General features: G+C 59.1%; 20 protein-coding genes. 5 read left to right on the top strand and 15 right to left on the bottom strand.

Annotated features, from left to right (window positions below; translation table 11 throughout):
- Positions 1 to 16: 16 nt before the first annotated feature.
- Positions 17 to 1,264 carry a helix-turn-helix transcriptional regulator gene (locus NCS02_RS32190; RefSeq protein WP_250508226.1) on the bottom strand — a complete coding sequence of 416 codons (1,248 nt, stop codon included), beginning with the start codon at positions 1,262 to 1,264 and terminating at the stop codon, positions 17 to 19.
- On the bottom strand, positions 1,156 to 2,781 hold the full coding sequence (locus NCS02_RS32185) for an AAA family ATPase (RefSeq protein ID WP_250508225.1): 1,626 nt from the start codon (positions 2,779 to 2,781) through the stop codon (positions 1,156 to 1,158). The genes NCS02_RS32190 and NCS02_RS32185 overlap by 109 nt, the downstream gene beginning before the upstream one ends.
- A 612-nt stretch (positions 2,782 to 3,393) precedes the next feature.
- Between NCS02_RS32185 and NCS02_RS32180 the strand changes: the two genes are divergently transcribed.
- From NCS02_RS32180 to NCS02_RS32170, 3 genes are read left to right on the top strand one after another with little or no spacing between them, the layout of a single operon-like run.
- Positions 3,394 to 5,931 (top strand): hypothetical protein, encoded by a 2,538-nt coding sequence (locus tag NCS02_RS32180; protein ID WP_250508224.1) that lies wholly within the window; start codon positions 3,394 to 3,396, stop codon positions 5,929 to 5,931.
- Positions 5,928 to 8,060 (top strand): coiled-coil domain-containing protein, encoded by a 2,133-nt coding sequence (locus tag NCS02_RS32175; RefSeq protein ID WP_250508223.1) that lies wholly within the window; start codon positions 5,928 to 5,930, stop codon positions 8,058 to 8,060. Before NCS02_RS32180 ends, NCS02_RS32175 begins: the two co-directional genes overlap by 4 nt.
- A gap of 50 nt (positions 8,061 to 8,110) precedes the next feature.
- Complete coding sequence (locus tag NCS02_RS32170; protein WP_250520370.1) at positions 8,111 to 13,954, top strand: DEAD/DEAH box helicase; 5,844 nt, start codon at positions 8,111 to 8,113, stop codon at positions 13,952 to 13,954.
- Positions 13,955 to 14,522: 568 nt separating this feature from the next.
- Here the strand turns inward: NCS02_RS32170 and NCS02_RS32165 are convergent.
- The 11 genes from NCS02_RS32165 to NCS02_RS32115 all read right to left on the bottom strand — a co-directional run bounded on the left by NCS02_RS32165 (position 14,523) and on the right by NCS02_RS32115 (position 21,828).
- Entirely contained in the window at positions 14,523 to 14,924 is a 402-nt protein-coding gene (locus NCS02_RS32165) for a very short patch repair endonuclease (protein WP_350029869.1), read from the bottom strand.
- Positions 14,924 to 15,850, bottom strand: coding sequence for a DUF4928 family protein (locus tag NCS02_RS32160; protein WP_250508221.1), 927 nt, complete (start codon positions 15,848 to 15,850; stop codon positions 14,924 to 14,926). The genes NCS02_RS32165 and NCS02_RS32160 overlap by 1 nt, the downstream gene beginning before the upstream one ends.
- Before the next feature lie 4 nt (positions 15,851 to 15,854).
- Positions 15,855 to 17,030 (bottom strand): DNA cytosine methyltransferase, encoded by a 1,176-nt coding sequence (locus NCS02_RS32155; RefSeq protein WP_250508220.1) that lies wholly within the window; start codon positions 17,028 to 17,030, stop codon positions 15,855 to 15,857.
- A complete protein-coding gene (locus NCS02_RS32150; RefSeq protein ID WP_250508219.1) occupies positions 17,027 to 17,221 on the bottom strand; it encodes a ribbon-helix-helix domain-containing protein in 195 nt (64 codons plus the stop codon). The genes NCS02_RS32155 and NCS02_RS32150 overlap by 4 nt, the downstream gene beginning before the upstream one ends.
- Before the next feature lie 199 nt (positions 17,222 to 17,420).
- Positions 17,421 to 17,585, bottom strand: coding sequence for a hypothetical protein (locus NCS02_RS32145; RefSeq protein ID WP_250508218.1), 165 nt, complete (start codon positions 17,583 to 17,585; stop codon positions 17,421 to 17,423).
- Positions 17,586 to 17,662: 77 nt separating this feature from the next.
- Positions 17,663 to 17,890 (bottom strand): tyrosine-type recombinase/integrase, encoded by a 228-nt coding sequence (locus tag NCS02_RS32140; RefSeq protein ID WP_250520369.1) that lies wholly within the window; start codon positions 17,888 to 17,890, stop codon positions 17,663 to 17,665.
- Positions 17,862 to 18,551: a site-specific integrase gene (locus NCS02_RS32135; RefSeq protein ID WP_250508216.1), complete on the bottom strand. Its 690-nt coding sequence runs from the start codon at positions 18,549 to 18,551 to the stop codon at positions 17,862 to 17,864. The genes NCS02_RS32140 and NCS02_RS32135 overlap by 29 nt, the downstream gene beginning before the upstream one ends.
- Positions 18,500 to 19,651, bottom strand: coding sequence for a phage integrase family protein (locus NCS02_RS32130; RefSeq protein WP_250508215.1), 1,152 nt, complete (start codon positions 19,649 to 19,651; stop codon positions 18,500 to 18,502). Before NCS02_RS32130 ends, NCS02_RS32135 begins: the two co-directional genes overlap by 52 nt.
- A complete protein-coding gene (locus NCS02_RS32125; RefSeq protein WP_250508214.1) occupies positions 19,652 to 19,795 on the bottom strand; it encodes a hypothetical protein in 144 nt (47 codons plus the stop codon).
- Entirely contained in the window at positions 19,788 to 20,444 is a 657-nt protein-coding gene (locus NCS02_RS32120) for a hypothetical protein (protein WP_250508213.1), read from the bottom strand. Before NCS02_RS32120 ends, NCS02_RS32125 begins: the two co-directional genes overlap by 8 nt.
- Before the next feature lie 199 nt (positions 20,445 to 20,643).
- Entirely contained in the window at positions 20,644 to 21,828 is a 1,185-nt protein-coding gene (locus NCS02_RS32115) for an extracellular catalytic domain type 1 short-chain-length polyhydroxyalkanoate depolymerase (protein WP_250508212.1), read from the bottom strand.
- Positions 21,829 to 22,209: 381 nt separating this feature from the next.
- On the opposite strand from NCS02_RS32115, the gene NCS02_RS32110 reads away from it, so the two are divergent.
- Entirely contained in the window at positions 22,210 to 22,422 is a 213-nt protein-coding gene (locus tag NCS02_RS32110; RefSeq protein ID WP_250508211.1) for a hypothetical protein, read from the top strand.
- Between the two features lie 83 nt (positions 22,423 to 22,505).
- Here NCS02_RS32110 and NCS02_RS32105 read toward each other — a convergent pair whose 3' ends face one another.
- Together NCS02_RS32105 and NCS02_RS32100 are read right to left on the bottom strand one after the other, a co-directional pair.
- Positions 22,506 to 22,892, bottom strand: coding sequence for a hypothetical protein (locus NCS02_RS32105; protein WP_250508210.1), 387 nt, complete (start codon positions 22,890 to 22,892; stop codon positions 22,506 to 22,508).
- A gap of 399 nt (positions 22,893 to 23,291) precedes the next feature.
- Positions 23,292 to 23,570 (bottom strand): HU family DNA-binding protein, encoded by a 279-nt coding sequence (locus tag NCS02_RS32100; RefSeq protein ID WP_250508209.1) that lies wholly within the window; start codon positions 23,568 to 23,570, stop codon positions 23,292 to 23,294.
- A 149-nt stretch (positions 23,571 to 23,719) separates the two neighbouring features.
- On the opposite strand from NCS02_RS32100, the gene NCS02_RS32095 reads away from it, so the two are divergent.
- Positions 23,720 to 23,902, top strand: a complete 183-nt coding sequence (locus tag NCS02_RS32095) for a hypothetical protein (RefSeq protein WP_250508208.1) — start codon at positions 23,720 to 23,722, stop codon at positions 23,900 to 23,902.
- Positions 23,903 to 23,985 lie beyond the last annotated feature (83 nt).

Raw genomic sequence — 23,985 nt, 5'->3', positions numbered from 1 at the left:
CGGTCGGACCGCGCGTCTAGGCGACGCTCGAGCAAGACTCGCAATAGATTCGCGCAAGTTCGCGGACTTCGGCCGCCAGTTCTTGGCGCAACGACTGCGGCGAGAGCACTTCGACATGCGGGCCGAACGAGCGCAGCCACCAACGCAAACGCTGACTGAGCATCACCGTGCCGCGCACACGGAGAACGTCGTCCTGCTGCTCGTGAGTCTGATCAGGCGCGAACGGCGATTCGAGCAAATGATGACCCGCGTGATGTGAGAATTTGAGGTCGAGAGCAATTTCTTTCTCGACCAGAAAGTCGAAGCTCCGTTGCGTCCGCACATACTGATCAAGTGAAAAGGACGCCGGATAGCGGAACGATTCGAGCAAAACCTCCGCGCGCACGATCCGGTCGAGCCGATACATAAAAGGCTCCGGCCGTGTATCGCGCTGCCCGATCAGATACACGAGCGTGCCGACTTCGACCAGACCGAGCGGCAAAATCACCTGAGATTTTTCGAGCCCGCCGTTATGCCGCGCGCGATAGCCGATATCGAGTTTTCGCTCCTCGAACAGCGCGTAGGACACGCTGGTAAATAAGGTCGAGTCGATGACCGGCCGCTGCAACTGAAAGCTCGCGCTTTCGATCGCAACCTTCTGCGGCCAACTCGCGATTTTGCGTTCGCGTTCGCTCTGCGGCCGCGCGAGGCGCGTCTCGGCCATCGCGTACATAGAGGACAGCGCATCCGAGACCAGCACCGGGACTTGCCGCGATGCGAAACGCCGGAGAGTCTGAAGCGCGAGCGCTTCATCGAACGTCATGAGTGAACCAGCCTTCGACGCAATGCCGTTTGCTCCGGCCTTGCGGCGCCACATGACGGCATTGCCATGCCGCTCCGATTCGACAAAACCATCGTCCTGCAACGCGTATAAGCGCCGTTGCACGGTTCGTTTGCACGGCGCGTCGAACACGGCCTGCTCGAGTTTCTGATGAAGCGCGGGCGTGCTGATGTATTCGTGTGATGCGCCCGAATCGGGCAGCAGTCGCATGATGTCCAGATCGATGTCAGCCATAGTGCAGCGGCGCGTGCAGGTTGAGGTACGTGTGATTACGGCACGCGCGCTGCGTTTCTTGAACAGCCGATGCAGCCGCGGCGCACAAACGGCGCGCGCGCTCAAGCACCGGCCAGTCGGCTCGCCAGCACAGACTCTGCCGCTTCCGAAAGCACGACCTCCACGTGCATGCGGGCCCGTGTCAGTCCGACGAACAACAGGCTGCGCCACAGGACATCGCCCGAATAGAAATCGACTTCGGTCAGGACGATCGCGGAGGCCGCGCGGCCCTTGAAGCGGCGCACGGTTTCGATCGTCAGTTCGCCTTCGGAATACACCGGCCGTCCGGACGTATCGAAAGTTCCCGTAAAGCGGCTGAGCGTCCAGTCCGCCAGCGTATCGGCCGCGAGCAAGGCCGAATGTTGCTGCCCTCGCCAGCACAGCACTACGATGTCCGTCAGCGCGTACCCGGCGGCCAAGCATCGGCGCACGGCATCGGCGGTCGCTTGCTGCACAGTGCACTTCGCTGCGACGCCGTACGTGACAAAGCGCGGCGGCTCACCGATAAGCGGCGCACTCGGCGTGACGGGCTCATCGGTCAGGCGCAGCAGGTTGATGGTCTCCACAATCCTGCGCGGACTGCGATAGTTTTCACGCGCCGTGATCGTCACCGCCTCATCGATCTCGATCTGAGCACGATCGGCATACAGGCATTGCTCGGGATCTTCCAGCAGGTAGAGACGTCCCTGCTCGCGCACCCGCGCGATCAGCGCCTGCACCCATTCCGCCTGCATGTCCTGAAGTTCGTCGATCACGAGCATATCGAGCGTGGGGCTGGCGCGTTCCATTTCCGCGAGATAGCGCCGGGCGAGCGCGTCGAAATCCGGCTTTCCCGATGCACTCCCCGCCGCTGCCCAGCACAAGCGATGAAAGGTTGACACCTCGACGTTCGACGGCGCCAGCGCGCGCATCTGATCGGCGAGCGGCCGGTTGAAGCAGACAAACGATGCCGATTGCCCCGCCACGCATGCCTGACGCAATAAGGCCAGCGCCAACTGGGTCTTTCCCGATCCGGCCGTCGCCCGAACATGAATGACGCCGCTTCGGATACCGATACGCGGCACCCAGCGCGCCAGGCCGCCGGAAATGGCATTCACCTGGCGCTCCAGCGTGCCCGCCTGCGCGGAAATATCGGGCTGCACGTCGAGGCGATCGAGCAGGAAGGCATGCACCCGCTCGCGGACCGGGCCGGGGCGTCCTGTGCCGAGTCTGCGCTGCACGAAACCGGCGATATCCAGACAGTCTTCCGCGTCCGCCATACGCTCGCGCGGATAGTCGATCGTTCCTTCGTCACCGATCCGGTGATGCGGCAACACGAGAAAATGCAGCAGCCGCACGTCGATGTCTTCGGCCCTGAGGCGCTGAAGTATCGCTCTGAACTGCCAGCCGGCCTGTTGCCCGACGTTCTTGCGTTTGCTGCCGTAGAGCTTGAATAATCCGCCCTCCGCTCCATCCAGCGAGCCGGCTTTGACTTCGAGCACTGCCATATCGCCCGCGCTGTTCACCACGACGATATCCAGCTCGCCATGGCTGTCGCGACGGGGTTCGGCGCAGGTCCAGTCGACTCGATGGAACAGCGTGTAGCCATCCGGAAGCCGCGCGGCGAGCGCCTTCAAAATGTCGAGTTCGACGTACTCACCCGGCGAAGTCGCACGAATGTCGGATAAGGGCGGATGAACCGTGGCCATTGTCGTTTTTATCGAGGTTGCAGGCGCTGACGGCTTCGATAGCCGGGCCATGATTCACTTCATATCGGACCGGCGGGGCAAAACTTGAGCGATGCGGCCCGCTGCGGCCACGGCGGCGAGAACCATCGATAAAACGGCGATGGCCCGATAACCCGCGCTTTCAAAAAAGCGATCGCTTTGAGCTTATCGACGAGCTTCATGAACGCATCGGCGAGAGCTATCCACATCTTTAGTGGATAACCGTGTAGATAACGACCCAAGGCAGACGCTATGTTCTTGGCGCGAAAGAGTAAACTCACAGTGATGCGACGAACGACAAGACGGCGTTATGTCAACAAGCCGGTCCCCACAGATCGGGAGGGATGGCCGGGTCCGGCGCACGCATGATCGACCTTCGCAGCCGCTCTCGGTGCTTGTCAATCGCACGCCATGAACAACGGCTGTCTTGAGGCTACGTTGCCTTTCACTCTAAAGATTTCGGCAACTGTGTCGATAATACCTATGGCAGCCTGACCGTTATAACCACGGAAAGGGCTCGAGCGAGCGGCTGATGCAGAATATTTGCATGGCGCACTACGAAACCGGCGCACTGAAAAATAGAAAGAGTGGACCATGTCTTGGCGGGCACCAGCCACGTTCGACGCGTGGGAGAAGGCACTCGTTGACTATTTCCTCAAGGTCGATGCCACCGGGAACTCAACTGATATACGATCGTTTGAGGTCACATCGGCAACGTTGGCTGCCGCACTCGGCGCTCCACAGGACGCGCATGAGGAAGTCGCGCTGGCGTTCCAGAGGCAAATGCAAGGAGATCGCTGGTTTGAGCAATCGCTTTCGATCGGTTCTCAACGTTTCTCGTCTCCATCTACGCCAAACTGCTTTCTCTATCTAGCAGCCACCCTTTTCGTCGATACTTTGCTCGGCGGTGAATACCATAACGCTGGAGCATATCGAGAACGACTAGCGTTGTGGCTCGATTCCCCGCACACCTTCATGCAGCTTAAAGGCATTGCTAGCATGTGGGAGGAGTTGAAGGCGTGGCTCCAGAGACGAGTTCAAGCCGGCGACGATTTCCGCCAACTTGTTTTGCCAGATCCAGGCAGCTGGACACAAATCGGCTACACCCGCCGGTTGTCGTTCCCCAATCGCTCCGATGCTCGAATGGTGGAGGCTTTCCTGCATGAGCATCCACGAGCGCAGGAAAGCCCCAATGCTGCGATAAATCTGTTTCATCGGTTCCGCATTGGCAAAAAGCTTTCTTGGGGGCTCAATCAGGCGTTCGACGAGTTCGACGACGCGTATTTCCGGCAAAGGCGTGCGCTCGCGGACCATCGCTTTTGGCGACTACTTACGCAAGTGGGATCCGAGCTTCATCGCCTGGATAGAAATCACGTCGAAATCGATATGCTTTTCGAGGAGGACGAAAGCCAGTTCTACCTGGGGGCACCATCGCGGGAGGACGGCGGTCGACTCTACGAGTCATTACACGAGGCCTTGTCCCAGGAAAATGCAGTAACAAGCGCAAATTTCTCAGCGAGCTGCAAAAACGGTCTTCTATTTTTTAGGCACTCTGGACTGGGGCGCTGGTCGTTGGACCGAGAAATCCGGAACCCGTCTGGCGAGGTGATCGTCGCCTTTTCGCCTCTTCATCGGAAAGCAATTGACGGCCGGCTCGGCAAGCTGCGTGAGGAGAAGAACTGGCTTTTCACGGTGAAAGCGACGTCCGGGCTGAAAGCCATCGATGTACTGCGCACAGCGGGTCTGATCGCGCTAAAAGGCGACCAGGTTTTTCGGCCGGCCGCCACCGAAGGCATAAGGATAGGTCCAGGATGGCTCGGGCGTAAGGCGTTCCTTCCTCGCCTTGAGTCTGATTCCGAACAACACCGCGTCACGCGTTCTGATGAAGGATCAGGCGATCTTCAGGTAGCCGAGAATGGCCGACTTGAATCGGCCGGCAATCTCAATGGCTCGTTCACAATATCTCCGAAGTCCGAGCATGGTGAGGCTCATGTTGATTGGGGTCTTCGCCTCACGTTCTCTTCCCATGCCGCTCCACATTCCGTGTATGACGGGGCTCGATATCGGCTGGAGCGATTGGAGGATTGGCCGCGGGCAAGGAGCCCACTTCCACCATTGGGGCTGCGAAACGAGCTCTTATGGGAAGACGGCAACATAGAAAGCCTGGACCTCCTCGAGGCCATCTATGCAAGTGGCGCTTCCGGATGGGAAGAAGCCGCCCTGATCCAGATCCTCGCGCGTGCGAGCGATGAAATGAATCCATGGTCATTGCTTCAAATCCTTCGGGACGGCGGGATCATCGAGCCGAGGCTACGTAGCGGTTGGCGGGGCCGCGTGTGGACGCCCGTTCCTCCGGGCCTCATTGAAATTCAGTCTCAACAAGGTCCGATCGTGCAAGTCGAAGGCGCGCTCTGCGAACGCCTTGTTGACCGCTTCCGTTCTGTCGTGCAAGCCAGTGGCGGAACGTGCATCCGTCGATTGGGCATAGGGCCATGGGCGCCACCGATTATCGGTGCAACAGGGATAGAAGCATCACACATTGCGTCGCAGCTGGAATGGCCCCTTCTCTTCCACCCAGAGCGGCCGGTGCAAACACCGTGTGCGTTCCGAACGACGCCGCGGATCGCGCTCGCATACGAAGCTGCCGATTTCTGGGACTGGAGCGCCAACCGATTTCTGAGAGCTGCAAAGGATAGAGGCGCGACAACAACACTGACCCGCCTCGTACATAAGGCGCAACGCGATCATGACCTTTTCGAGGTAAAGGCTCCGAAGGGTATCGAGCTTTTCCTATCTCGAACTGCAGCAATCGCCGCCGCTCATTCGGCCTCGAAGAAGCATCTATTCGAACAACGCGGCGATGCACTCCTGAGAGTCAGCAATGATGGAGGCTTGCCAGATTCCATCGCGACCGACGTGCGGCGTCGCGCTATGCGAAGCGCGGGAATGGTGAACGGTGTCTATGTATATCCCGCCTTGAAAGAGGACTTGAAGGGCGTAGCACGCCTGCTTCCAAACTGCATTCTTTTGACCGAAACAGAAACCACGGAGGGCCGATTCCAGAATCCATTGTCAAGACGATCGGAAGGACGCTTTCGCACACAATGGCGTAACGGAAAGGTGACGATATGAGCAGCCTCATCAACTTGGACAAGGCACCCGAGAGCACACAACCCATTTACGCGGGTCGCTGCGCGGGTCGAAGAGACGTCATTGCTCTCGTGGCAATTTCTGCTTCTCGCTCGGGCACCGAATGGACCCCCGTTCGCAATGCGCATAAGCTGTTTCCCAAGACAGGCGTCGTCGAAATTCGAGGAGCTGAAACGAAGTCATTGAGGGAAAACGACTGGGTCGCTCTACAAATTGCGCCGAACAAGGGCAATATCCAGGTTCACTACAAGGGAGCGCACCACTGGCGCCTCTTCAACTTCATCGATCTATCGAACCTTGGTTCCGATCAAGTGCGGTCCACGCTCAAGGTCGAAGGACTACCGGCATCGGGCCATAGCGGAACTTGGTTCATTCGAACTGGGCAACACGAAATTTTGAGAGCGGAGCTCATTCGGTCGGGAAACGTGATGCGTCTTGCGTCTCACGCGGGACCGCTTCCCGTGTATCCGTTTGACGCACAGAACCTTTTCGAGATGCCCGATGCCGAGAGCCATGTACAGCTGTACGATTTTCCTCCCGAAACTGCCGCGATCTCCGTTTGCGACTGGGCATCTGACGAGGAATACATCTCGAGAGTTTTGAAGGCTTTGCCCGCCGCCTATGACGGCCGCGTTGAGGCGCTCCTGAAGTCGCTGTTCGGGCATCCGGCCAGCAACGCAGGTCAAGTCTGTTCCAATGCCGAAGACCTGCTATCCGCGCACGAGGCCTTGCGTAGCGGAGCACTTGCCAAGGATCTGCTGGCGAACCGTGAGCGTCTTCGAGAGCTCGCCGAAGCGCTGCAAGCCTCTCCCGCCGTCTCCCGCCTTATCGAAAGCCAGATTGCGGAAATTGCGGTGCGGGACCGAGCATTGATTCAAGCTCGCCTTGACCGTGAGCTGCAGCAAGAGATCAAGGTTCAGCGTGAAAGATGCTTAACCGAACTCGAGCAAGACCTCCGGGCTTCGGAGAAGGCCCGTAGGGCCGAGTTAGAACTGAGTATTCGAAACGATGAGCGCGCGCAACAGCAAGCGCTTGCGAGTCGGCGAGCGGACGATGAGCGGAAGCTAAATCAAGAGCTTGCTGAACTCCGTGCGAAGCACGAGTCAGCCATCGTAGAGGAGGTAGAACGTCGCAAAGATGAAATGCAGATCGAGGTCGATCGCCTAGCTCAGCAGAGCGCATCGCTAGCCAAATCGATCGCCGTTCTCAAGGATGAGCAGTCCCATCTCGATGGGACGATATGCTCATTGAACGAGGAGGTTGCCGCCGCTCAGCGCCAGTTAGAAGAGATCGAAAATCGGAAAAGTAAGATTATAGCTGACGCGCCTACGAGGCTCGCGCGATCCATCACTCCTGCCACAACGTTGGACAGGGCCGTCCCTCTGGCATGCAAAGACGTTCGTCAAGCGATTCATAAGTGTGCGCTACTGACCTCTGAGGGCAAGAGGTTGATGGAACATTTTCTGACGCTCATGCTTGCGGCGGATCTTCCCATTCTGACGGGACCGCAAGTAAGCGAATTCCTGCACATCGCCGAAGTCATGTTCTCGTCTGGGAGTAGCGCCTCCTTGGTGGCCGATCCAACGATCATCTGCGTAGATGACCTTTGGATGCGGGCCGGGCTTCGCATCCCCACCTCATTGGGAATGGCTGTCGACGCTCATGCGAATGACGCCGCGCCCTGCACGCTCGCAGTCATCGAGGGAGCAGACGACTCGGCTGCTCGTTACTGGTATCCAGCGCTCGCAAAGCATGCGAGGCGTGGAGAGCTGCCACGAAATGTGCTTTTTTGCGTGACCGTCAACGACGTTGACAGCGACGATGCGCTCGCCATCCAGCGACACGGCGTCGTTCTTGATATCAAAGACGCGATTGACAACGGCTCGCCGGCGCTCGCGCCGATGTTGCTCAGCCCGGCGTTTTATCGAGACCTTCGACCCGAGCCTTGGATAGGCGACCTTTCGACCGGCGCAGCCCTCGTGATCACGTCGACCGAGGGCTTGACGATTACCTCCTCAATGCGAGCGACGCGAGCTTGTCTCGAATCCCTCCGCCTGAGCGACAACGACGACAGTCCGGTCGTTCCGCTCATCTCGTTGTTCAGAAACTGAACGAAAAAATGTCGTTGCATAAACCATTGGCGTAACCGTGGAGACCTGCTGTGCTTGATCCAATTGGCGGCTTTGCTCGCATCAGAGATTTCTTCATTTCCTACGTTGAGACCAACTTTCGGATTGCGGATCCAGTTGTCGCAGACAATCGACGCAAGCTTCTCGAAGCCGTCAACGTTCTGGCGACAGAGCCTTACATTGAGCCGGTTCTTCGCTATGAAGCGCACGATGCCAAACTGGAGGAGCTGGCTCTGCGAAAGGATGGGCCTCTTTCTCCTCTGAGCGACAACGGGCGTGTGGCGTTCGCGGAACTAGCCTTGTCTGGATTGTTCGAGGGCGAACCCACCTCCGGCCCAATCCGTCGGCGGTCGACCTACTCCCCTTATCGCCATCAGGTCGAGATGCTTCGTCGCGGCTTGCTGGCGGGCCGTCCCGGAATAGTAACGTCGGGGACCGGCTCAGGGAAGACCGAAAGCTTTATGTTGCCTATCCTGGCCGCGCTCGCCAATGAGGCGGTCAACTGGTCCTCACCGCCATCAAATTATCTGAAGTCGGATTGGTGGAAAACGCCAAATTCGCGGTGGGCGCCGCGACGCGCTGGGGAATCAAGACCCGCCGCGGTTCGCGCGCTTGTCCTCTACCCGATGAACGCGCTCGTCGAAGATCAAATGGTCCGACTGCGTCGAACCCTAGACTCCGATGATGCCAGGAAGGTGATGGATGAGCGGTTCGCGGGCAACCGTCTTTTCTTTGGCCAATACACGAGCGCAAGCCCGGTGACAGGGCACGAAACGCACCCTCGACTGGCCGCAGACAAAAAGGAGAAGGAAAGACGCTCACGGCGCGGCACGAAGCTGCGTGCGGCGATGCACGCGATCGAACGCAATCAGGACGCAGCGAGGTTGCATGACCGCAACCAGAAGGAGCTGGCAAAAACTAACGGCACAAGTGCGCCGGAACTGACGCGGTATATCTTCCCTGCGGCCGATGGAGGAGAGATGTTGTCGCGGTGGGACATGCAAGCAGCACCGCCAGATGTCTTGGTCACCAACGCATCGATGCTCGGTGCGATGCTGTCTCGAGAAGTTGAAGATCCTATTTTTGACCAAACTAGATCTTGGTTGCAGTCCAATGACGACGCGTATTTCTATCTCGTCTTTGACGAACTACATTTGATCAGAGGATCTGCTGGCACGGAGATATCGTTTCTCATCAAGGCGTTGATTGAGCGGCTGGGACTTGATGCGCCTGAACATCGTCATAAGCTGAGGATTCTCGCGTCGTCCGCTTCGTTGCCGATAGACGGCGACCCCGGCATTCAATCGCGCACTTATCTTCGAGACCTGTTTGCGCCATTCGGAACCAGTAGCGGCCCCTCCAACCCGGGTTCCACCTCCGCCGAATTTTGGGCGGATTGCGTGGTGCGCGGCGTAGCCGCAATCCCCCACAGTTCCTCTCTCGACCTCGATCCTGAGCCGTTCATCGCCCTTTTTAGAGAAGCAATTGACCCCACGAGCGGATTTATCGCTCGACTGCAAACAAGCGCCCCGCTAGACGCTCGAATCAGACAAGCTGCAATTGCTCTGGGTGTCAACGCAGGATCCATGGAAGACATCGTCAAGGGCGTCGCGGAAAAGGCTGGAGCGGTTCTGACCCACGCATGCCGCGACGGCGATGGTGTGCGCGCGTGCTCGGTCATCGATGTCGCTCAGCGAATTTTCGGTAGTCGGGCCGAAAGTGGTGATGAAGCCATTCGGGGGCTGATGCTTGCTCGCGCCTTGCCGGAATCTGGCATCTGGCCAGTGCGTGTGCATCCCGACACGCCGGCGTTCCGTATGCACTCGTTTATTCGGAATATTGAAGGGCTGTTTGCGGCCCCTTACTTGGTCGAAAAAGAGACGCGGTTCAAGCATCTGACAGTGGAGCGAGGGCTTACCCACGCAGCACCATCCGCAGAACGGAAACGCGGAAGCAGGCTCTTTGAACTCTTGTACTGCGAGGCCTGCGGCGACCTGTTTGTTGGCGGTCAACGCGGCCAGAAAAGCAGCTTAACTTCGGCGACCGAACTGCTACCTGCATCAGCAGACCTAGAGCACCTGCCGGAACGAGCAGCGTCGGAGTATTACGACCGCATGAGCCTTGAGGAGTTCGCTGTCTTTTGGCCTCGTCGCGAGGAATGGGCTAAGTCGGAGAAGGACTACGATCGATGGGAGCCTGCCCATCTTCATGTCGATACTGGAGTCGTCGCACGAGGCTCCGATGTGCCTGACGGGAACATTGGCGGTTACCTGTACTTTCAAAACCTCTCAGCCGCATCTGGCAAGGGCAAGACCGGCGGCAAGCCTACAGCGCAGCCGTTTTGTTGCCCAAACTGTGGCACCGACTATTCAAATCGTCCCGCGTCAAGTCGCTCACGGTCTCCGATTCGGGCATTCAGAACCGGTGTCACGAAAGCATCCCAGCTTGTCGCGACCGAATTGTTCGAGCTGCTACATGCGGTTGGCGCTGAACCGAAGGGCATCGTCTTTTCGGATAGCCGGCAGGACGCTGCCAACCAAGCACTAGAAATCGAGCGGTTGCATCTTCGGGACCTTCGCCGGGAAGTGCTCGTCTCGGTGGCCAGACGCGCAGTGAAAGACCTTAGCGAGAATTGGATGACGAAGGACCAATTCACTGAGCGCATGGTCCAGCTCGTGGCTGAAGACAAAACCGAGGCTTTGGCTGCTCTCACGCAGCGCTTCAAGCAGCAAGGCGGAGACGCACGCGACCGATCAAAGATTAAGTTAAGTCAGCTTTTGCAGAGCAACGACAGCTCACAATCGCTCGGTGAGCTTGTGAAAGAGTTCATCAACCTTGGAATTCACCCGTTCGACGAAGTTGGCCTCAGGCGTTTCGAAAAGATGCCTTGGTATCGCCTTTTTGAGAGAGACGGTGAGGATTACGCGTTCACTCACCAGCTCTCCCATGCTTCGATCGCAAGCCTAAACGGCGAAATTCTCTCGGAGCAATACGAGCTTGTCGATGACGTCATTTTTGCAAACACCTTCTTTGCGCTCGAAGAGACCGGTCTCGCCTACCCTACCGTTTCGAGTACTAGCGGCAACGACATCAGTGAGCTGGATGCATGGCTGCGAGTCTTCGCGAGTGCATGGCGAGTCAAGAACAACCGGTTCGTGAACCAAGATAGCCTCAGGGAATGGGTCTCGGGCACCGATGTTACGCACAAACGGACAGTCAAATTCGCGGAGAAAGTGTTTGGAGTATCCGGCTCGGTCGATGGACTGTCGAGGGTGCTTCAGAAACTATCGGATAAGGGTCACAGAAGCGGCATCTTCGAGATTGGGGATCTCTTTCTGAAGGTCGCGGAAGAGAAAGACCCATATTGGCGTTGCACGAATTGCGGCCGCGTTCACCTGCACTTCGGCCTGAAGCGGTGCACGCGCTGTGCAACTGTTCTGCAGAATGAGCGAACGGGCGAAGTAGGCGAGCTGTGGGCGTCTAATTTCCTGGCGCGCCGTATCGTACGAGGCGCGAACGATAGTGTCGACCGTTTCCGACTTCGCGTCGAAGAACTTACCGGACAGACTGACGACTTCGCTGCGCGCCTAAGGAACTTCAAGGGTATCTTCGTTGGCAACGAGACGGAGATCGAAAGAAGTGCCGCAGAGATCGACATGTTGTCCGTCACAACAACGATGGAGGTGGGCATCGATATTGGCGCTTTGCAAAGCGTCTATCAAGGAAACATGCCTCCACAGCGCTTCAACTATCAACAGCGCGTGGGACGTGCGGGCCGTCGAGGGCAAGCATTCTCATTCGTCGTCACCTTCTGTCGTGGCCGAAGCCACGACGCCTATTATTTCGCTCATCCCTCAGCGATCACAGGTGACGCGCCCCCTCCTCCCTTTCTCGCGGTGAACCATGATCCGATACCGCTTCGTCTGTTGCGGAAAGTGTGGTTGCGTGCGGCCTTTTCTGTGCTCCGGGAAAACTGCGCGGCGCATGGTCGTGAGTATCCGGGGGATTTGCTTGTGCCGCCCGATGTACACGGCGAGTATGTTACGACCGGGGACTATTACTTCGATGAGGCGTCGAACTGGCCAGACAAGCTTCGGCGCGCGCTTTCGCAGACTATGACGGTGCGAGACAACTACCTGCAAGCGGCAAGTTTCGACCCAGTCCAGCGTGAGCGCCTGAAGTCCTGCGCAGATGTAGAAACACTGATGGAAGAGATCGCCTCACTTAAGATGCAGGCACCCAACGCACCGTTTGGGCTTGCGCGCTTTCTGGCCGAGCAGGGCCTGCTTCCAATGTACGGCATGCCTACACGTGTTCGCGATCTCTATCTGGGACTACGCGATCGAAGAGACAACGCCCAGGCTGATGCTGAGTGGTCAACGATGGATCGCGACTTAGACGTCGCAGTTTTCGAGTATGCGCCGGGATCGATTCTCGTAAAGGATAAGCTCAAGCATACGGTGATCGGCTTCACCGGAGCGCTCTCCGATCCCCAACCGCGTCGAGGGGCTGGAATCGAATCGCGCACGGTCTCAAATTGGAAGGAGTCAACGAGCTACATCGCCATCTGTGGGGCATGCGGCTCGGCGAAACACAGTGACAACATGCCGGCTTCTCCCATTGCTTGTGACGACTGCCATAGCGATATCAACCCGGACGATTTCCACCTGTACGTCACGCCCGCGGCCTTCCGCACGGACTTTAAGCCTCAGAATGAAGTGGACGACATCGGTCGCATGGCGGTGCGAACAGTCGCTACCATCTTGCATGAAGGAGAACGCGTGAGCTGCGGCGGAATATCGGTCCTGCGCGGGGCAGACGCAACCATCATGCAGTTGAATGATGGAGTTGCCGGCGACAACGACGAAGGCGAGCGATTCACGGTCGAAGTCGCGAAAAGTCTTATGCCCGTCGGGGGCGTGTCCATCGCGGGCGATCAGGCCATTGAGGTCTCCTACCTCGATCGACAGCGCGGCATGTGGGACGTGGATGCAAGTTCTCGTCAACAGTTCGGGCTCGTGGCCAAGAAGAAGACGGAGGCGCTGTATCTGGAAGTTCGGGAATTCGATCGCCGTCTGACGCTGGACAAAGTCGCTCGAGTAGGTGACTCGTCTCACTTAGCAACGCGCGCCGCGGCGATTAGCGCGACGCAGATCCTTGTTCAGAAGGCAGCCCTTGAGCTCGACGTCTCTGCAGACGAGTTCGAAGCGCTTGAACCTCGACTTCGATCCGGGCTTCCAATGTTGCAAATGGCAGACTCGCTCATCAACGGTTCGGGGCTGTGCCGCAGGCTTGGCCAGTCGGTTACTGAAGGACGCCAGCCGAAGATCGTTGAGATCATTCATAGTGTTTTGAATGATGGAAGCGCTTGGCCCTTGCTGGACATATTGAGCGTTGACCAAGAAGGCGCGCACGCTGAGCGGTGTCATTCATCTTGCTATCGTTGTATTCAGCGTTTCGGCAACCGTCGGTACCACGGCCTTCTCGACTGGCGCTTGGGGCTCGCATATCTTCGCGCCATGACGAACCCGACCTTTGCGTGCGGTCTTGAGGCGCGTGATGCGAATTTTCCAGAAATTATTGGCTGGAGAGAGTGGGCGCATGAGCTTGCCAAGTCGGTAGCAGATATGCGCAAGGGAACGCTTCATTACCGCGCACTCTCTCATAGCGGCCTGCCGTGCTTGACGGTTACCAATCTAGACGGCGTGACAATCTCTCAGATCGTTGTGGTTCATCCGCTATGGCGGCTTGAAGAAGACTACGCAAAGTCAATCCTAGGGAAGGACTGGTCCGAGCAATTGCAGTTTGTTGACACTTTTGTGCTTGAACGTCGGCCATTGCGAGAGATAGCGCAGCGCTCTTCCAACCAAAACTAAGATCTTTCCGCAAGATTCGGTGAGGTCAGCGGTTGCCAGTAACCGCTGACCAAAGTTCCAGTGCACCAAGGGACTCCCTTTCCGACCTTATTTTATGACTGAACGATTTTAATGAAAAGAGATGCGCTCGGATTCGGTTTCAATGCTTGCAGCCGAAAAATCCGAGGCAGCTTAGCGCCCACCTCGCGCCGACACCTTATTTAGCATTCCAAAGTGTATACCGAATTCCATCCAGCCAATTCAACGCCTTCAATGGTCGATTGGTCGCAGTGCCGATCGCGCGATCGTTTGCGGCTAATACTTCGCGTCCCCTTTCGGCTGTCTATCGCCGCGTCGACAAGTCATGGGATGCCAAAAGCAGCCGAGCGCACCGGTGGACGTCTATTTGTTTAGTCTATTGATGCACTTTGGGCCTTGGGTCGACGTATCGCCCTGGACCGCGAGTTCTTCAAAGAGAGCGTAAAAGTCGCTCACCGCGCCTGGCATCATGGGGCGGGACTTTTGAAACGCGATGCGTTATCGAGGTGCAACAATTCGTCCTTCCGCCGTATGCAGTGGTCAGCCCTTCTTATTTCAAGAAAGTCTCGATCTTGGGTGCCAGTTCATCGTGCTTTCGAATCTCACATTCCCACACGATAAGCACGTCCCAGCCTGCCGCCTGAAGTTGTTTGACGTTCGACTGGTCGCGGACCTTGTTGCGCCCGATCTTTTGCCGCCAATAGTCCGCGTTCGCCTTCGGCTGCCGGTCGCCGCGCCGGCAGTCATGGCCATGCCAAAAGCAGCCGTGCACGAAGATGACTTTTTTCCGGGACACGAAGACAAGATCGGGCTTTCCCGGCAGTTGGGCGCCGTGCAGTCGGTAGCGATAGCCTAGACTGAAAACCAAGCGGCGCACGGTCATTTCCGGGGCGGTGTCTTTGCTCTTCACCGCCCTCATAGTCCGGCTGCGCTGCTCAGAGGTCTGGGCCACTATTTCAGTTCGATCTTCAGACTCGGATCGGTTTCGAACTCATCGACGATTTCGTTATAGCGGTCGATCACTTCGTTCACGGCGACCTTGCGGCCGGCCGCCGCGAATTTCGCCAGTTCGTACAGGTTCAGCGCGATGAATTGCTCGACCTCGAAAATATCAACGCGATCCGCGATGCCGGCGTTCTCCGCGAGAACATCGGCTACAGTCAAGCCCTTTTGACGGGTGACCAGCACAGGGCGATGTCCTTTATCCAAATTGTCCTGAAAGCGGTGGATCAACGCTTCGCTCGGTGACGTTGTGATATGAATCGCGACGTCACCGATGAAGAAATCGCCAGCGCGGCCAGTCTGAGCGTCCGACGTTGAAAAGCTGTTGTGCTCGAACGTCCCACGGCCGAGAGCGCAATCGAGCTTGGCGCCCACTAGGTGCTGCATGACCGCGCCGACGTACTGCATCCCGGCCGTGCTTTTCTGTCGCTCTTCAGCCTGAAGCAGCACGTCGCGGACAACTGTCCGCAGGCTCTTTGAACTATCGAGGCGGAATTTAAACGGCTTCGCGGCGAAGAAATCGTTGACCCGGTCAATCCAGTATTTTTCGACCGCGACCAGATCGACGGCCCCTGCGCTCGCCAGCGTATTCAGGAAGGCGACGTATTGCTGCATGTTTCCCATGCTGCCCCGGCTTGTCCGGCCGCCTTCAGATGCCAGGACCTTCGTGATACCGTGGCGCGCGAGGATCGCTTGGACCGCGCTTTTGCCAAGGCCGAGGACTTGGCCACCGCCTTCTGTGACCAGCTGATCGGATTCAAGCGGAAGGCCCTTTTGCTGGGCATGTTTCGTCACAATGAGAGCGACGCACAACGGGCCTTTGCCCAAAAACTTTTGCTTCGCAGCGAAGTCTTTTAAAGCAGACTGCAGATCCATTCTTCTAAGCTACTTTTTTGATTTCGGTCGCGGCCAGGACCGGTTCAAGGATGTTTGCGGCCAAAAAACGCACGACGGGCACGGCGAGGCCGTCGCCCGCCAGATGATAGGCGTCGTTATAGTTCGGTGGCAGGACGTATTTTTCCGACAGGCCCATGAGCCGCGCGGCTTCGCGAGGCGACAGGAGGCGTGAGCGCACACGCTCACCATCCACAACGATGATGGACTGTCGGCTTGACCCGCCGCCCGGTGTGCGCAGGCATCCGGCGACATCATCAAAACGCACTTCCGCTCGTTGCACCTTCCCGCCCGCGCCGTCCGGCCGCGTGCGACGATAGACGGCACCCACCATGCGGCGGCCGGCTTTCTTCGCAGCCGCCAACTTTTTTAGATGCAGATCGCTCATGAGACTGACGAGACGCTCGGTTTCAGCGGCCGTATGCCAGCTGACGCCTTGCGGATCGTCCTCGATGATATCGGCGAAGGTTTGCGTCCGGGACTCGGGCGTCGGCAGGCGCCACCACAGCCATTTCGAACGGGCGCGGCCGGACAATGACGCGCATGCCTGGATTAGGCTGTCCGTATGCCATGGCTGCGATGGTCCCTCATCCACGAGATCGGCCGGGATCGGATGACCAGGCGCGACAGCAATGATGAACAAACGCGGCCGCGATTGCGGAACGAAGTTCACTGCGTCGATCACCACGGCGCCAAATTTGTAGTCGGCGCCAGACAGCGCGCTTGCGATCGCCGCAAAGTCCTTGCCGCCGTGTGAGGTCAACGCGCCGCAGACATTCTCAAGAACAATCATGCGGGGCGCGCGATCTTCCTTTCCCAGCCGGCGCATCAAATCCCAGAACGGCCAGAACGTGCCAGACCGCTCGCCATCGAGCCCTGCCCCGGCTCCGGCCAGCGACAAGTCCTGACAGGGAAACGACGCCCATGCGAGGTCAGCGTGATCGGGAAGATTGGCCGGCTCAACTTTCGCGACATCGCCTATAACCAGGTCTTTGCCGCCCCAATTCGCTTTGTAGCTGTTGCCTTTCTTCTGGTCGAAGTCATTCGCAAACAGGCAATGCCAGTCCTTTCCGAGGCCGGCTCTCGCCATGCCGCCGCCGGCAAAGAACTCATAAAACGTCGGCGTTTTGACGGCTGTCTGGCTGCTTTTCTTGGTTTTCATTGACGCTCTTTCAGCAAGGGCCATTGGTCTGAAACATACTTCTCAGCTGCATCGCGAACCACCCATGCCACAGATACTTTCTTTTCCTTGGCGATACGTTCAAGCGTGTCGTACAGCTCGGGCGGGAAACTGACCGACGCCCTCGCGCTCTTGGCTTTGGAGGGGCGCCCTTTCTTAACGGTCGCTGCCATGTCTTCACCTAAGAGCATTTTTCTGCACCACTTTGCATCGGAATGGTGAAAGCATAAACGTTTTGGAACTCACCGACAAGGCCGTGACCTACTCGCGGACATACTCGCCACCGCCGACCGCCTGTGTACGAGAACCTTGGACTTTCTGTTGAGAACTCGTCTCGCGGTCAGCTGACGTACTCGACGGCCCCAGGTAACTTCACCCTCGATGACGCGAAAACGAGATGCCCGTCTCGATCAGCAGCGTGTTGAGGTCGTCGCGCGAGTTCAGCGGATCAAATTGATCGAGGTTCACGGCGACCACGCGGTCCACATCGGAGAACGCGGCCAGTCCTGCGCGTAGGTTCAATTCTTTGCCAGTCATCGTGCTTCTCTATTTCCGACGCAAGACGTGCCGGAAGTGAATTCGTTTTGTCAGTGACGCGCGCAGCGCCGAATGCGCTACTGCTCACTGCCCGTCTTATGCGCGGCGACGCCAGCATAGTAGCGCGCCACCTCTTCGACAACGCGCTGCCTTTCGGCCTGGACGTAAATCGTTGTGGTTTGCAACGACGCATGCCCCAGCACCTTCTGCACGACATCGACCGGCACCTCGTCCGCGACCGAATGGGTTGCAAAGGTATGTCGAAACGCATGCGCGTTAGCCTGCCCCAAACTGCACTCGCTCATCGAGGCTCAAATCGTCCATGGTCTCAACCAGATCGGTGACCATTCGACTAATCAGCCGGTTCAGTCCATCCGCGGTGTAGCCCGCCTCATTCGTAGGCTGCGCCTTCCCGCCCTCTCCGCCCTGCCGCGTTCGATGTCGCCGGCGTGACGCGTCGGTCCACGGAATCACGACAGGACTCAGCAGCGGCCCGCTCTGACAGTCTTCTTCGGTCGCGTCGTCAAAATCCTGCCCCCGGTCGGCCCAATGCGCGCGCAGCGCGTTCAGCGTCGCGGCGCTCACCGGCACCGTGCGTTCGCGCTGGCCCGTACCGACGATGGTCAGCTCCCAGACTGGTCGCTCAAGCGTCCCGTACGATGAAGGGCGCAGATGCTCGCGCCGGGCGCTCGCGGCTTCTTCACGCCGCAGCCCTGAATCGCCCATCAACAGAATCGCCGCGCGCACGGCGCGCCATTGCACGCCAGCGTGGCGTCTTTTCGTGTCCACGCGCCATTGCGCACCGGTCGTCGTTCCGCCCTCTTCTGCTGATCGCACATCCAGTTCACCACGCAGCTTGCTCCACAGTGCAGCTGGCAAGGCGCGTTCGATTTTGATCGGCCGCTCGCGCTCGATCACCATCGGATCGTTGACCGCCTTCCAGGGATTGCCGGCCAGATAACGCACATCGACCCACCAGGCGAACGCCGTCCGCAGCACCCGAACGGCATAGCGCTGCGATTCGGGCGAAAGCGTCGCGGGCAGCGGAGCGTTGCCGTCGCCCGCGCCCGAAGAGTTGGGGAAGGCAAACGGTCGCCAGCGCGGCGAGTGCCGCGGGAAACGCTCCCCCACAAACCGCGGATCGGGACTTTTGAGAAAGTCTTTGTAGGCTCGCAGTCATCGACCTTCAGATCACTCAGCGCCTTGCTGCGCAGCACCACCGCCCACAACGGAAAACGCTCGAGCTCCTTGGTGTACGCGCGCAGCGTCTTCGGCTGATCGCGAAACCGGTTCAGATACGCGCGCACCGCATCGAGGTCGTGTTTAGCCTGGATGTAGCAGAAGGCCGTCGCGCGGTTTCCGCCATGCGCGCCGGAGAGCGCGTGCGGCACCGCGAGGCGCTCGAGCGGCGCCAAGGTCAGTCGCTCAGTGAGTCGACTTGTCGAGCTTGAACCGCCGCTCGGGCCGTCGCCTGGGTCGCCGTCTGGACCGCTGCCATTCAGCCCGCTTTCCGTCACCTTGGCGGCCGGCACCACCGCGACTAGGTCGGCCGCGATCAACGGGACCCCGTCCCGTTCTTCGGAGTCGATGTCGGCTTCGATCGTTAGTTGCAGTGACGCCTGCTGCTTGCGCAGCCAGCTCACAATGGCGCGTGCCCGGCCCGGGCCGATGCGCGGAATCGAGCGCCACCAACTGCCGCCGCGCCGGTTGCAGAACGCGACCAGTTCGCCGAGCGTCTGGAGGCCCTCGCCTTTCAGTCGCCGCGCCACGCGCGGTCGCAACCAGACACTGATCGCGTGATCGGCCCGCGGCGGCAACGCGGCCAGCTGTGCCGCCTCGGTCACCATTCGGAAGGTCACCGCGGTCAACATCGGTCGCCCGTGCTGGCGAATCGACGCGCGCAGGTGATCGGCGAGCGCGCTTGAGCCGTGCGCGAGCGCCAGCGCCACCAGCGCGTCGAGCATCGTTGTCAGGTGCCGCTCCATCGCGCCGGGTGTCGCCGCGTGCGCATCCTCGTCAGGATCGTAGTAGGTGCGCGCAATCACCGCGGGGGGAATGCGCTGCACCTACGCGCGCAGCGCCGTGAAATCCTTGCTCGTGTAGCGGCGCTCGAGGGCAAGTGATTCGGTGAGCTTCTCCGGGCGACGCGCCGGCTTGGCGGTGAGCTTTTCCGGGGTCGACGCCGTCGCACCACGCGCGCGCTCAGGCATCGTCGCCCTCCTCATCTGACTGATCACCACCCGCGTCGCCCGGCTCGTCGTCCGACTCATCGATTGGCTCGCCGCGGCCGCCTCTTTGACCGTTCGTCGACGGCGGCGCCGGGGCGCGCAGCCGTGGCAAGCCGAGCTGCGCGAGCGCCTCGCTCGCCTGCGCCATGAACGCCTCGGGCCAGGTCGCGCACAAAAACTCGAACGCGGTGCGGGCCTCGCGCAGCAACTCGGCCAGGCGCGCGTTTTCCGCGGAGTACGCGGTGACATCGAAGTCGGCGCTGTAGTTGGATTCGGGTCGTGCGCCATACATCACGCGCTGCACCAGCTTGACCGCGCCGACATCCGTGATGAAGTCGATCACCGGCCCCAAGCGCGCGTCGTTAATCAGCGCAGCGCCATAAATTTCGGCCAGCGCGATGACGACCGCGAGCTCGAGCCGCGACGGCCTGACCGGCAGCAGCGGCACCGCGTCGCCGTGCGCGCTCAGCCACGCGGCAGCGGCCCGGCGCTTGAGGGTGATCGCCTCGTCGAGTTCGAGCACGACGCGCGCGACTGCCGCGGTCGGCGCATCATTCGGCCATCGCTCGTGCTCGTCGGCGCCAGCGCGATCGCTGCGATCGGCGTCAAAGTCCTCGCTGCCTTGTGCCACGGGCCCCTTCCCTCTGTTGTAAACGTGGATCCCCGAATTCTACCCCTGAAACGCTATCCCGATAATAGACACTATCAGGCTTACTAACTATTTTGGGTGCGATTGCCACCGCGTCATCCTGTCTTAATGTCAACGCTGTTTCGTGGAAAAGTGAGGAGTTAAGTTTCGCCCCGGTCCCCGCGAAACACCTTACGTTGGCTCATATGCGCCGGCCCTCTAGCACATTATCGAGGGCGAACTGGCTGACAAACCGAACTATCGCCGCTGTCGCGTCAGGCCCACGATGGTCGGTGTAGGTGCCATCGGAATGACCACCTGACCAGGCATGACCGAGACCGTGCACGACCCATCGCTCGGCAAGCAACGATCCGTCTTGATCGCGCCAAACGTGCTGAGTGTAGGCGTGGCGCCCCGCTTCGCACTCGACACGCGTCGTTGTACATACCAGCGTGTCAGCCGGATCGCCTTGCAACAGCTGGCTCATCTCAATAATTTGCTCGCCGTTAAGCGGGTGGACCGTGTCGTCCGCATCTCCGTGAAAGACGATCAAGGGCACGGTGCGTGTTCGAGCGGTGTCCTCCCCTCGTTCTGGCAAGCAGATCTTGCCTCGGCCGTCATTCATCGCCCACAACGCGGAGAGATGCTCGTTGGCGACCCCGAATGCCATACCTGAATGGATCGCGGCAGCTGCGTATAGGTCGGGGTAAGTTACGGCTAGGTTGATTGCCATGGCACCGCCCGCGGACAGTCCAGCTACGTAGACCCGAGCGCGATCTACGTCAAATCGGACAATAAGGTCGTTTGTGAGGGCAGCAAGCGCCGCGGTTTCACCCGAATTGCGCGCCTGATTCGACGGTACAAACCAGTTCCAGCAGCGCAGCAAATTGGCGCTTTCCGATTGCTCGGGATAGACGACAATGAATCCCTCCTCTTCGGCGAACACGTTCATTTGTGTTCCGGCAGCCAAGTCATCGGGGTGTTGTTGGCCCCCGTGGAGCATCACCACCATCGGTAACGGCCGGCCGTCGTAGCTGCTTGGAATGTAGACCTTCGCGTGGTGAACGTCGCCGCGATATTCAAAGGAGCGGTTCAACCACTGAGCGGCTTTGGCATTTGGCTGCGGTAATTCGTTAGGTAATGTTGAAGGGGATGGCAAAGCCTTTTGTAAAGGCACGACGGAAGTCAAATAGTCACTGTCCCGCGTGTCGGGTCCGCTCACGGCTGGTGGTGCACCATTCGTCCGCGCCATTGGCAATTCAGGCGCCGCACGGCCGAGCGCCACATTCTCGCACGAAGAGACGAATTCTGACGATAAAGCGGCAACCGGCAAGGCATAAGACCAGAACGCGTCACGGGCCAAGAAAAACGGGGCGAAAAAGTTCATTGACGTGTCCTTGGTGCGATCAAATACGAAGCAGCGTTGATGGCAGGTTGAAAAACAGAAGCGCTTGATTGGAGGACCGAAAGACGGGCGACTTCAGGACGCAAAAAAGACGCAGAAGAAAGCGGCCTCTTACTCATTTCATCCTCCCCTACGCTGGCGGACCCTCGGCTAACAGGAGGCTAAGCAACGCTGCGCAAGTACCAAACCAGTCCCCGTGACCCTTTTTTCCAGCTCGTCACAAGCGACACGACCCGAATCCTTTCCCACCGTCGCAGCGGAACCGCGACGTAGCTAGCCACTGTCGCTCTTCCGGGTAGCCAGACCAAATGCAACCGGTGCGCGGCCTATAATTGGGCACTGTGGATGTCCGAGGGGAGTTCGATGAATGTCAAGGCAAAACAGGTCATGCACCGCGGGCTTCGAGGCTTTGCGCACTTGATTGAAGAAATGCGAAGGGATCCGCCGAAGCAAGGCAAGGTCGAAGAAAGCGAACGCTCTCATCTGCCGCCGTTTACCGGTGTGCCTGGAGGAGAGACGCTGAAAACAAGGCCACTGCCCGAGTCTCTGAACAGCGACCCCGTGTTCGAGCGGTGAGGCTTGGAGAACAGGGGTAGCGGTCGGCGGAGCGCAGATTCGCGGCGACGTCGCCGCTACTAGACACCGTGCGCGGATTCGGACTACCGCGGCGGCGCCTCGCGCGCGTCGCAAAAAAAGCTCAGGGTATCGTCATCCCTTATCTTGACGTGCCATTCTCCGACACAGTACTTGGCGTCGGAGAATTGCTCCCGCCACCGGTGTGAGAGCTTGCCAATTGCGGCCCGCGCTTGCGGTGGTGTTTTCGGGGAGGCGGCCACCTGCTGCAGCATTTGAAGGTAACTGGGATCTCCCCAGCGAGGCGTGGCTGCCACGTGCGCGTTCCAGACAAGCACTACCAGCTTGTATATCTCCCGAACCGCGGCGATGGGCGTGTCTTCTCCGATGGCCTTTGACAGAAGCGGCTTACCGAAATCGAGAATCGTCTCAGAGATCTTGCGTTCAGTATTGCCCGCGCTTGCTTGGTTCATCGTTTGGCTCCTCTATGCACGACCATCATCAAGTGCAGTGTCGCCGAGCGGACGCCCGGCGAGGTGTAAGGCCGAGGCCAGTCGCGCAGCGGTAGTGCTCTAGCGTTGCCGGAAGCCTGAGTAACGCAGTGATGCATTGCCCGGTTCAATGGAAACGCGTACACAACGTGGGCCAACTAGTTCTGCCTACTTGAGAGAACCTTGCGATCCTTTGACCATGCCCTCATGGCCTCGTCTCCGGCGTGCGTCGCGGAAAACGGCTTGCGGTACGCTGGCTGGCAATGGCGACCGCATCGTTAACATCCAGCGCGTCATGCTTCGTCAATCCACCGGATCGGCGGAGCGTCTTACGGCGGCCGCCAAGCTGGCTAACCTATCCAGCGACAACTCAAATCCACCTCAGGATTGATTGACCGCGTCCTTGAACGCCTTGCCGACGGCGAACTTGACTGTCTTTGAGGCTGCGATCTCGAGGGTCTCGCCCGTCGCAGGGTTGCGGCCCGTGCGTGCGGCGCGCTCGCCGCTGGCAAAGGTGCCAAACCCAATGAGCTGAACCACATTTCCCGCGGCCACTTCCTGCGAGATTGTCGCCAACACGGCATTGATCGTCTCTTCGGCGGCACCCTTGCTTGTTCCTGCCTGCGACGCGACGGCGTCGATCAGTTCCTGCTTGTTCATTAATCTTTCCCCCTGTTGACTGACACCATCTTACCGAATCCCGTCGGTGGATACAGATCAAGGCTTCGTTTGGTCGGTGCGTGCACGAACACGTCGTGCGCGCCTCCGCGCGTAGGCCCAACGCACGCGCGCCTCGGGATCTATTCGGTTTGCTGATCGAACCGCTGATTTTCCTCGCCTTCTGCGGCGGCGTGCCGCCGCGTTCAGCCGAAGGCTATGCTATGGGAACGCTCTGCGCGTTCGACACGGTGCCGCGTGTATTGCTTCCCGAAGCCCGCGCCACAATGCGCGATCTCGGCCCGCATGATCGAGCGCGAACTGATATCGCGTGAAACGGTACAATTGCGACGAGCGTGGGCGTCGTCTTGTGCAACGCGCAAACGCCAATAACCGCGGACATGCTCCTGGCGGCGGC

The sequence above is a fragment of the Caballeronia sp. NCF2 genome, assembly GCF_023631205.1.
Classification (GTDB): Bacteria; Pseudomonadota; Gammaproteobacteria; order Burkholderiales; family Burkholderiaceae; genus Caballeronia; species Caballeronia zhejiangensis.
The sequence above is the reverse complement of the archived record's forward strand: the minus strand, read 5'-3'. Positions and strand labels throughout refer to the sequence as shown.

Bases quoted from the DNA above. Each gene is read 5' to 3' on its own strand.
- NCS02_RS32160 (WP_250508221.1), bottom strand. From the start codon at position 15,850: ATGGATCTGCAGTCTGCTTTAAAAGACTTCGCTGCGAAGCAAAAGTTT.
- NCS02_RS32110 (WP_250508211.1), top strand. From the start codon at position 22,210: ATGAATGTCAAGGCAAAACAGGTCATGCACCGCGGGCTTCGAGGCTTT.
- NCS02_RS32155 (WP_250508220.1), bottom strand. From the start codon at position 17,030: ATGAAAACCAAGAAAAGCAGCCAGACAGCCGTCAAAACGCCGACGTTT.
- NCS02_RS32105 (WP_250508210.1), bottom strand. From the start codon at position 22,892: ATGAACCAAGCAAGCGCGGGCAATACTGAACGCAAGATCTCTGAGACG.
- NCS02_RS32145 (WP_250508218.1), bottom strand. From the start codon at position 17,585: ATGACTGGCAAAGAATTGAACCTACGCGCAGGACTGGCCGCGTTCTCC.
- NCS02_RS32150 (WP_250508219.1), bottom strand. From the start codon at position 17,221: ATGGCAGCGACCGTTAAGAAAGGGCGCCCCTCCAAAGCCAAGAGCGCG.
- NCS02_RS32180 (WP_250508224.1), top strand. From the start codon at position 3,394: ATGTCTTGGCGGGCACCAGCCACGTTCGACGCGTGGGAGAAGGCACTC.
- NCS02_RS32175 (WP_250508223.1), top strand. From the start codon at position 5,928: ATGAGCAGCCTCATCAACTTGGACAAGGCACCCGAGAGCACACAACCC.
- NCS02_RS32140 (WP_250520369.1), bottom strand. From the start codon at position 17,890: ATGAGCGAGTGCAGTTTGGGGCAGGCTAACGCGCATGCGTTTCGACAT.
- NCS02_RS32185 (WP_250508225.1), bottom strand. From the start codon at position 2,781: ATGGCCACGGTTCATCCGCCCTTATCCGACATTCGTGCGACTTCGCCG.
- NCS02_RS32125 (WP_250508214.1), bottom strand. From the start codon at position 19,795: ATGCCTGAGCGCGCGCGTGGTGCGACGGCGTCGACCCCGGAAAAGCTC.
- NCS02_RS32100 (WP_250508209.1), bottom strand. From the start codon at position 23,570: ATGAACAAGCAGGAACTGATCGACGCCGTCGCGTCGCAGGCAGGAACA.
- NCS02_RS32115 (WP_250508212.1), bottom strand. From the start codon at position 21,828: ATGAACTTTTTCGCCCCGTTTTTCTTGGCCCGTGACGCGTTCTGGTCT.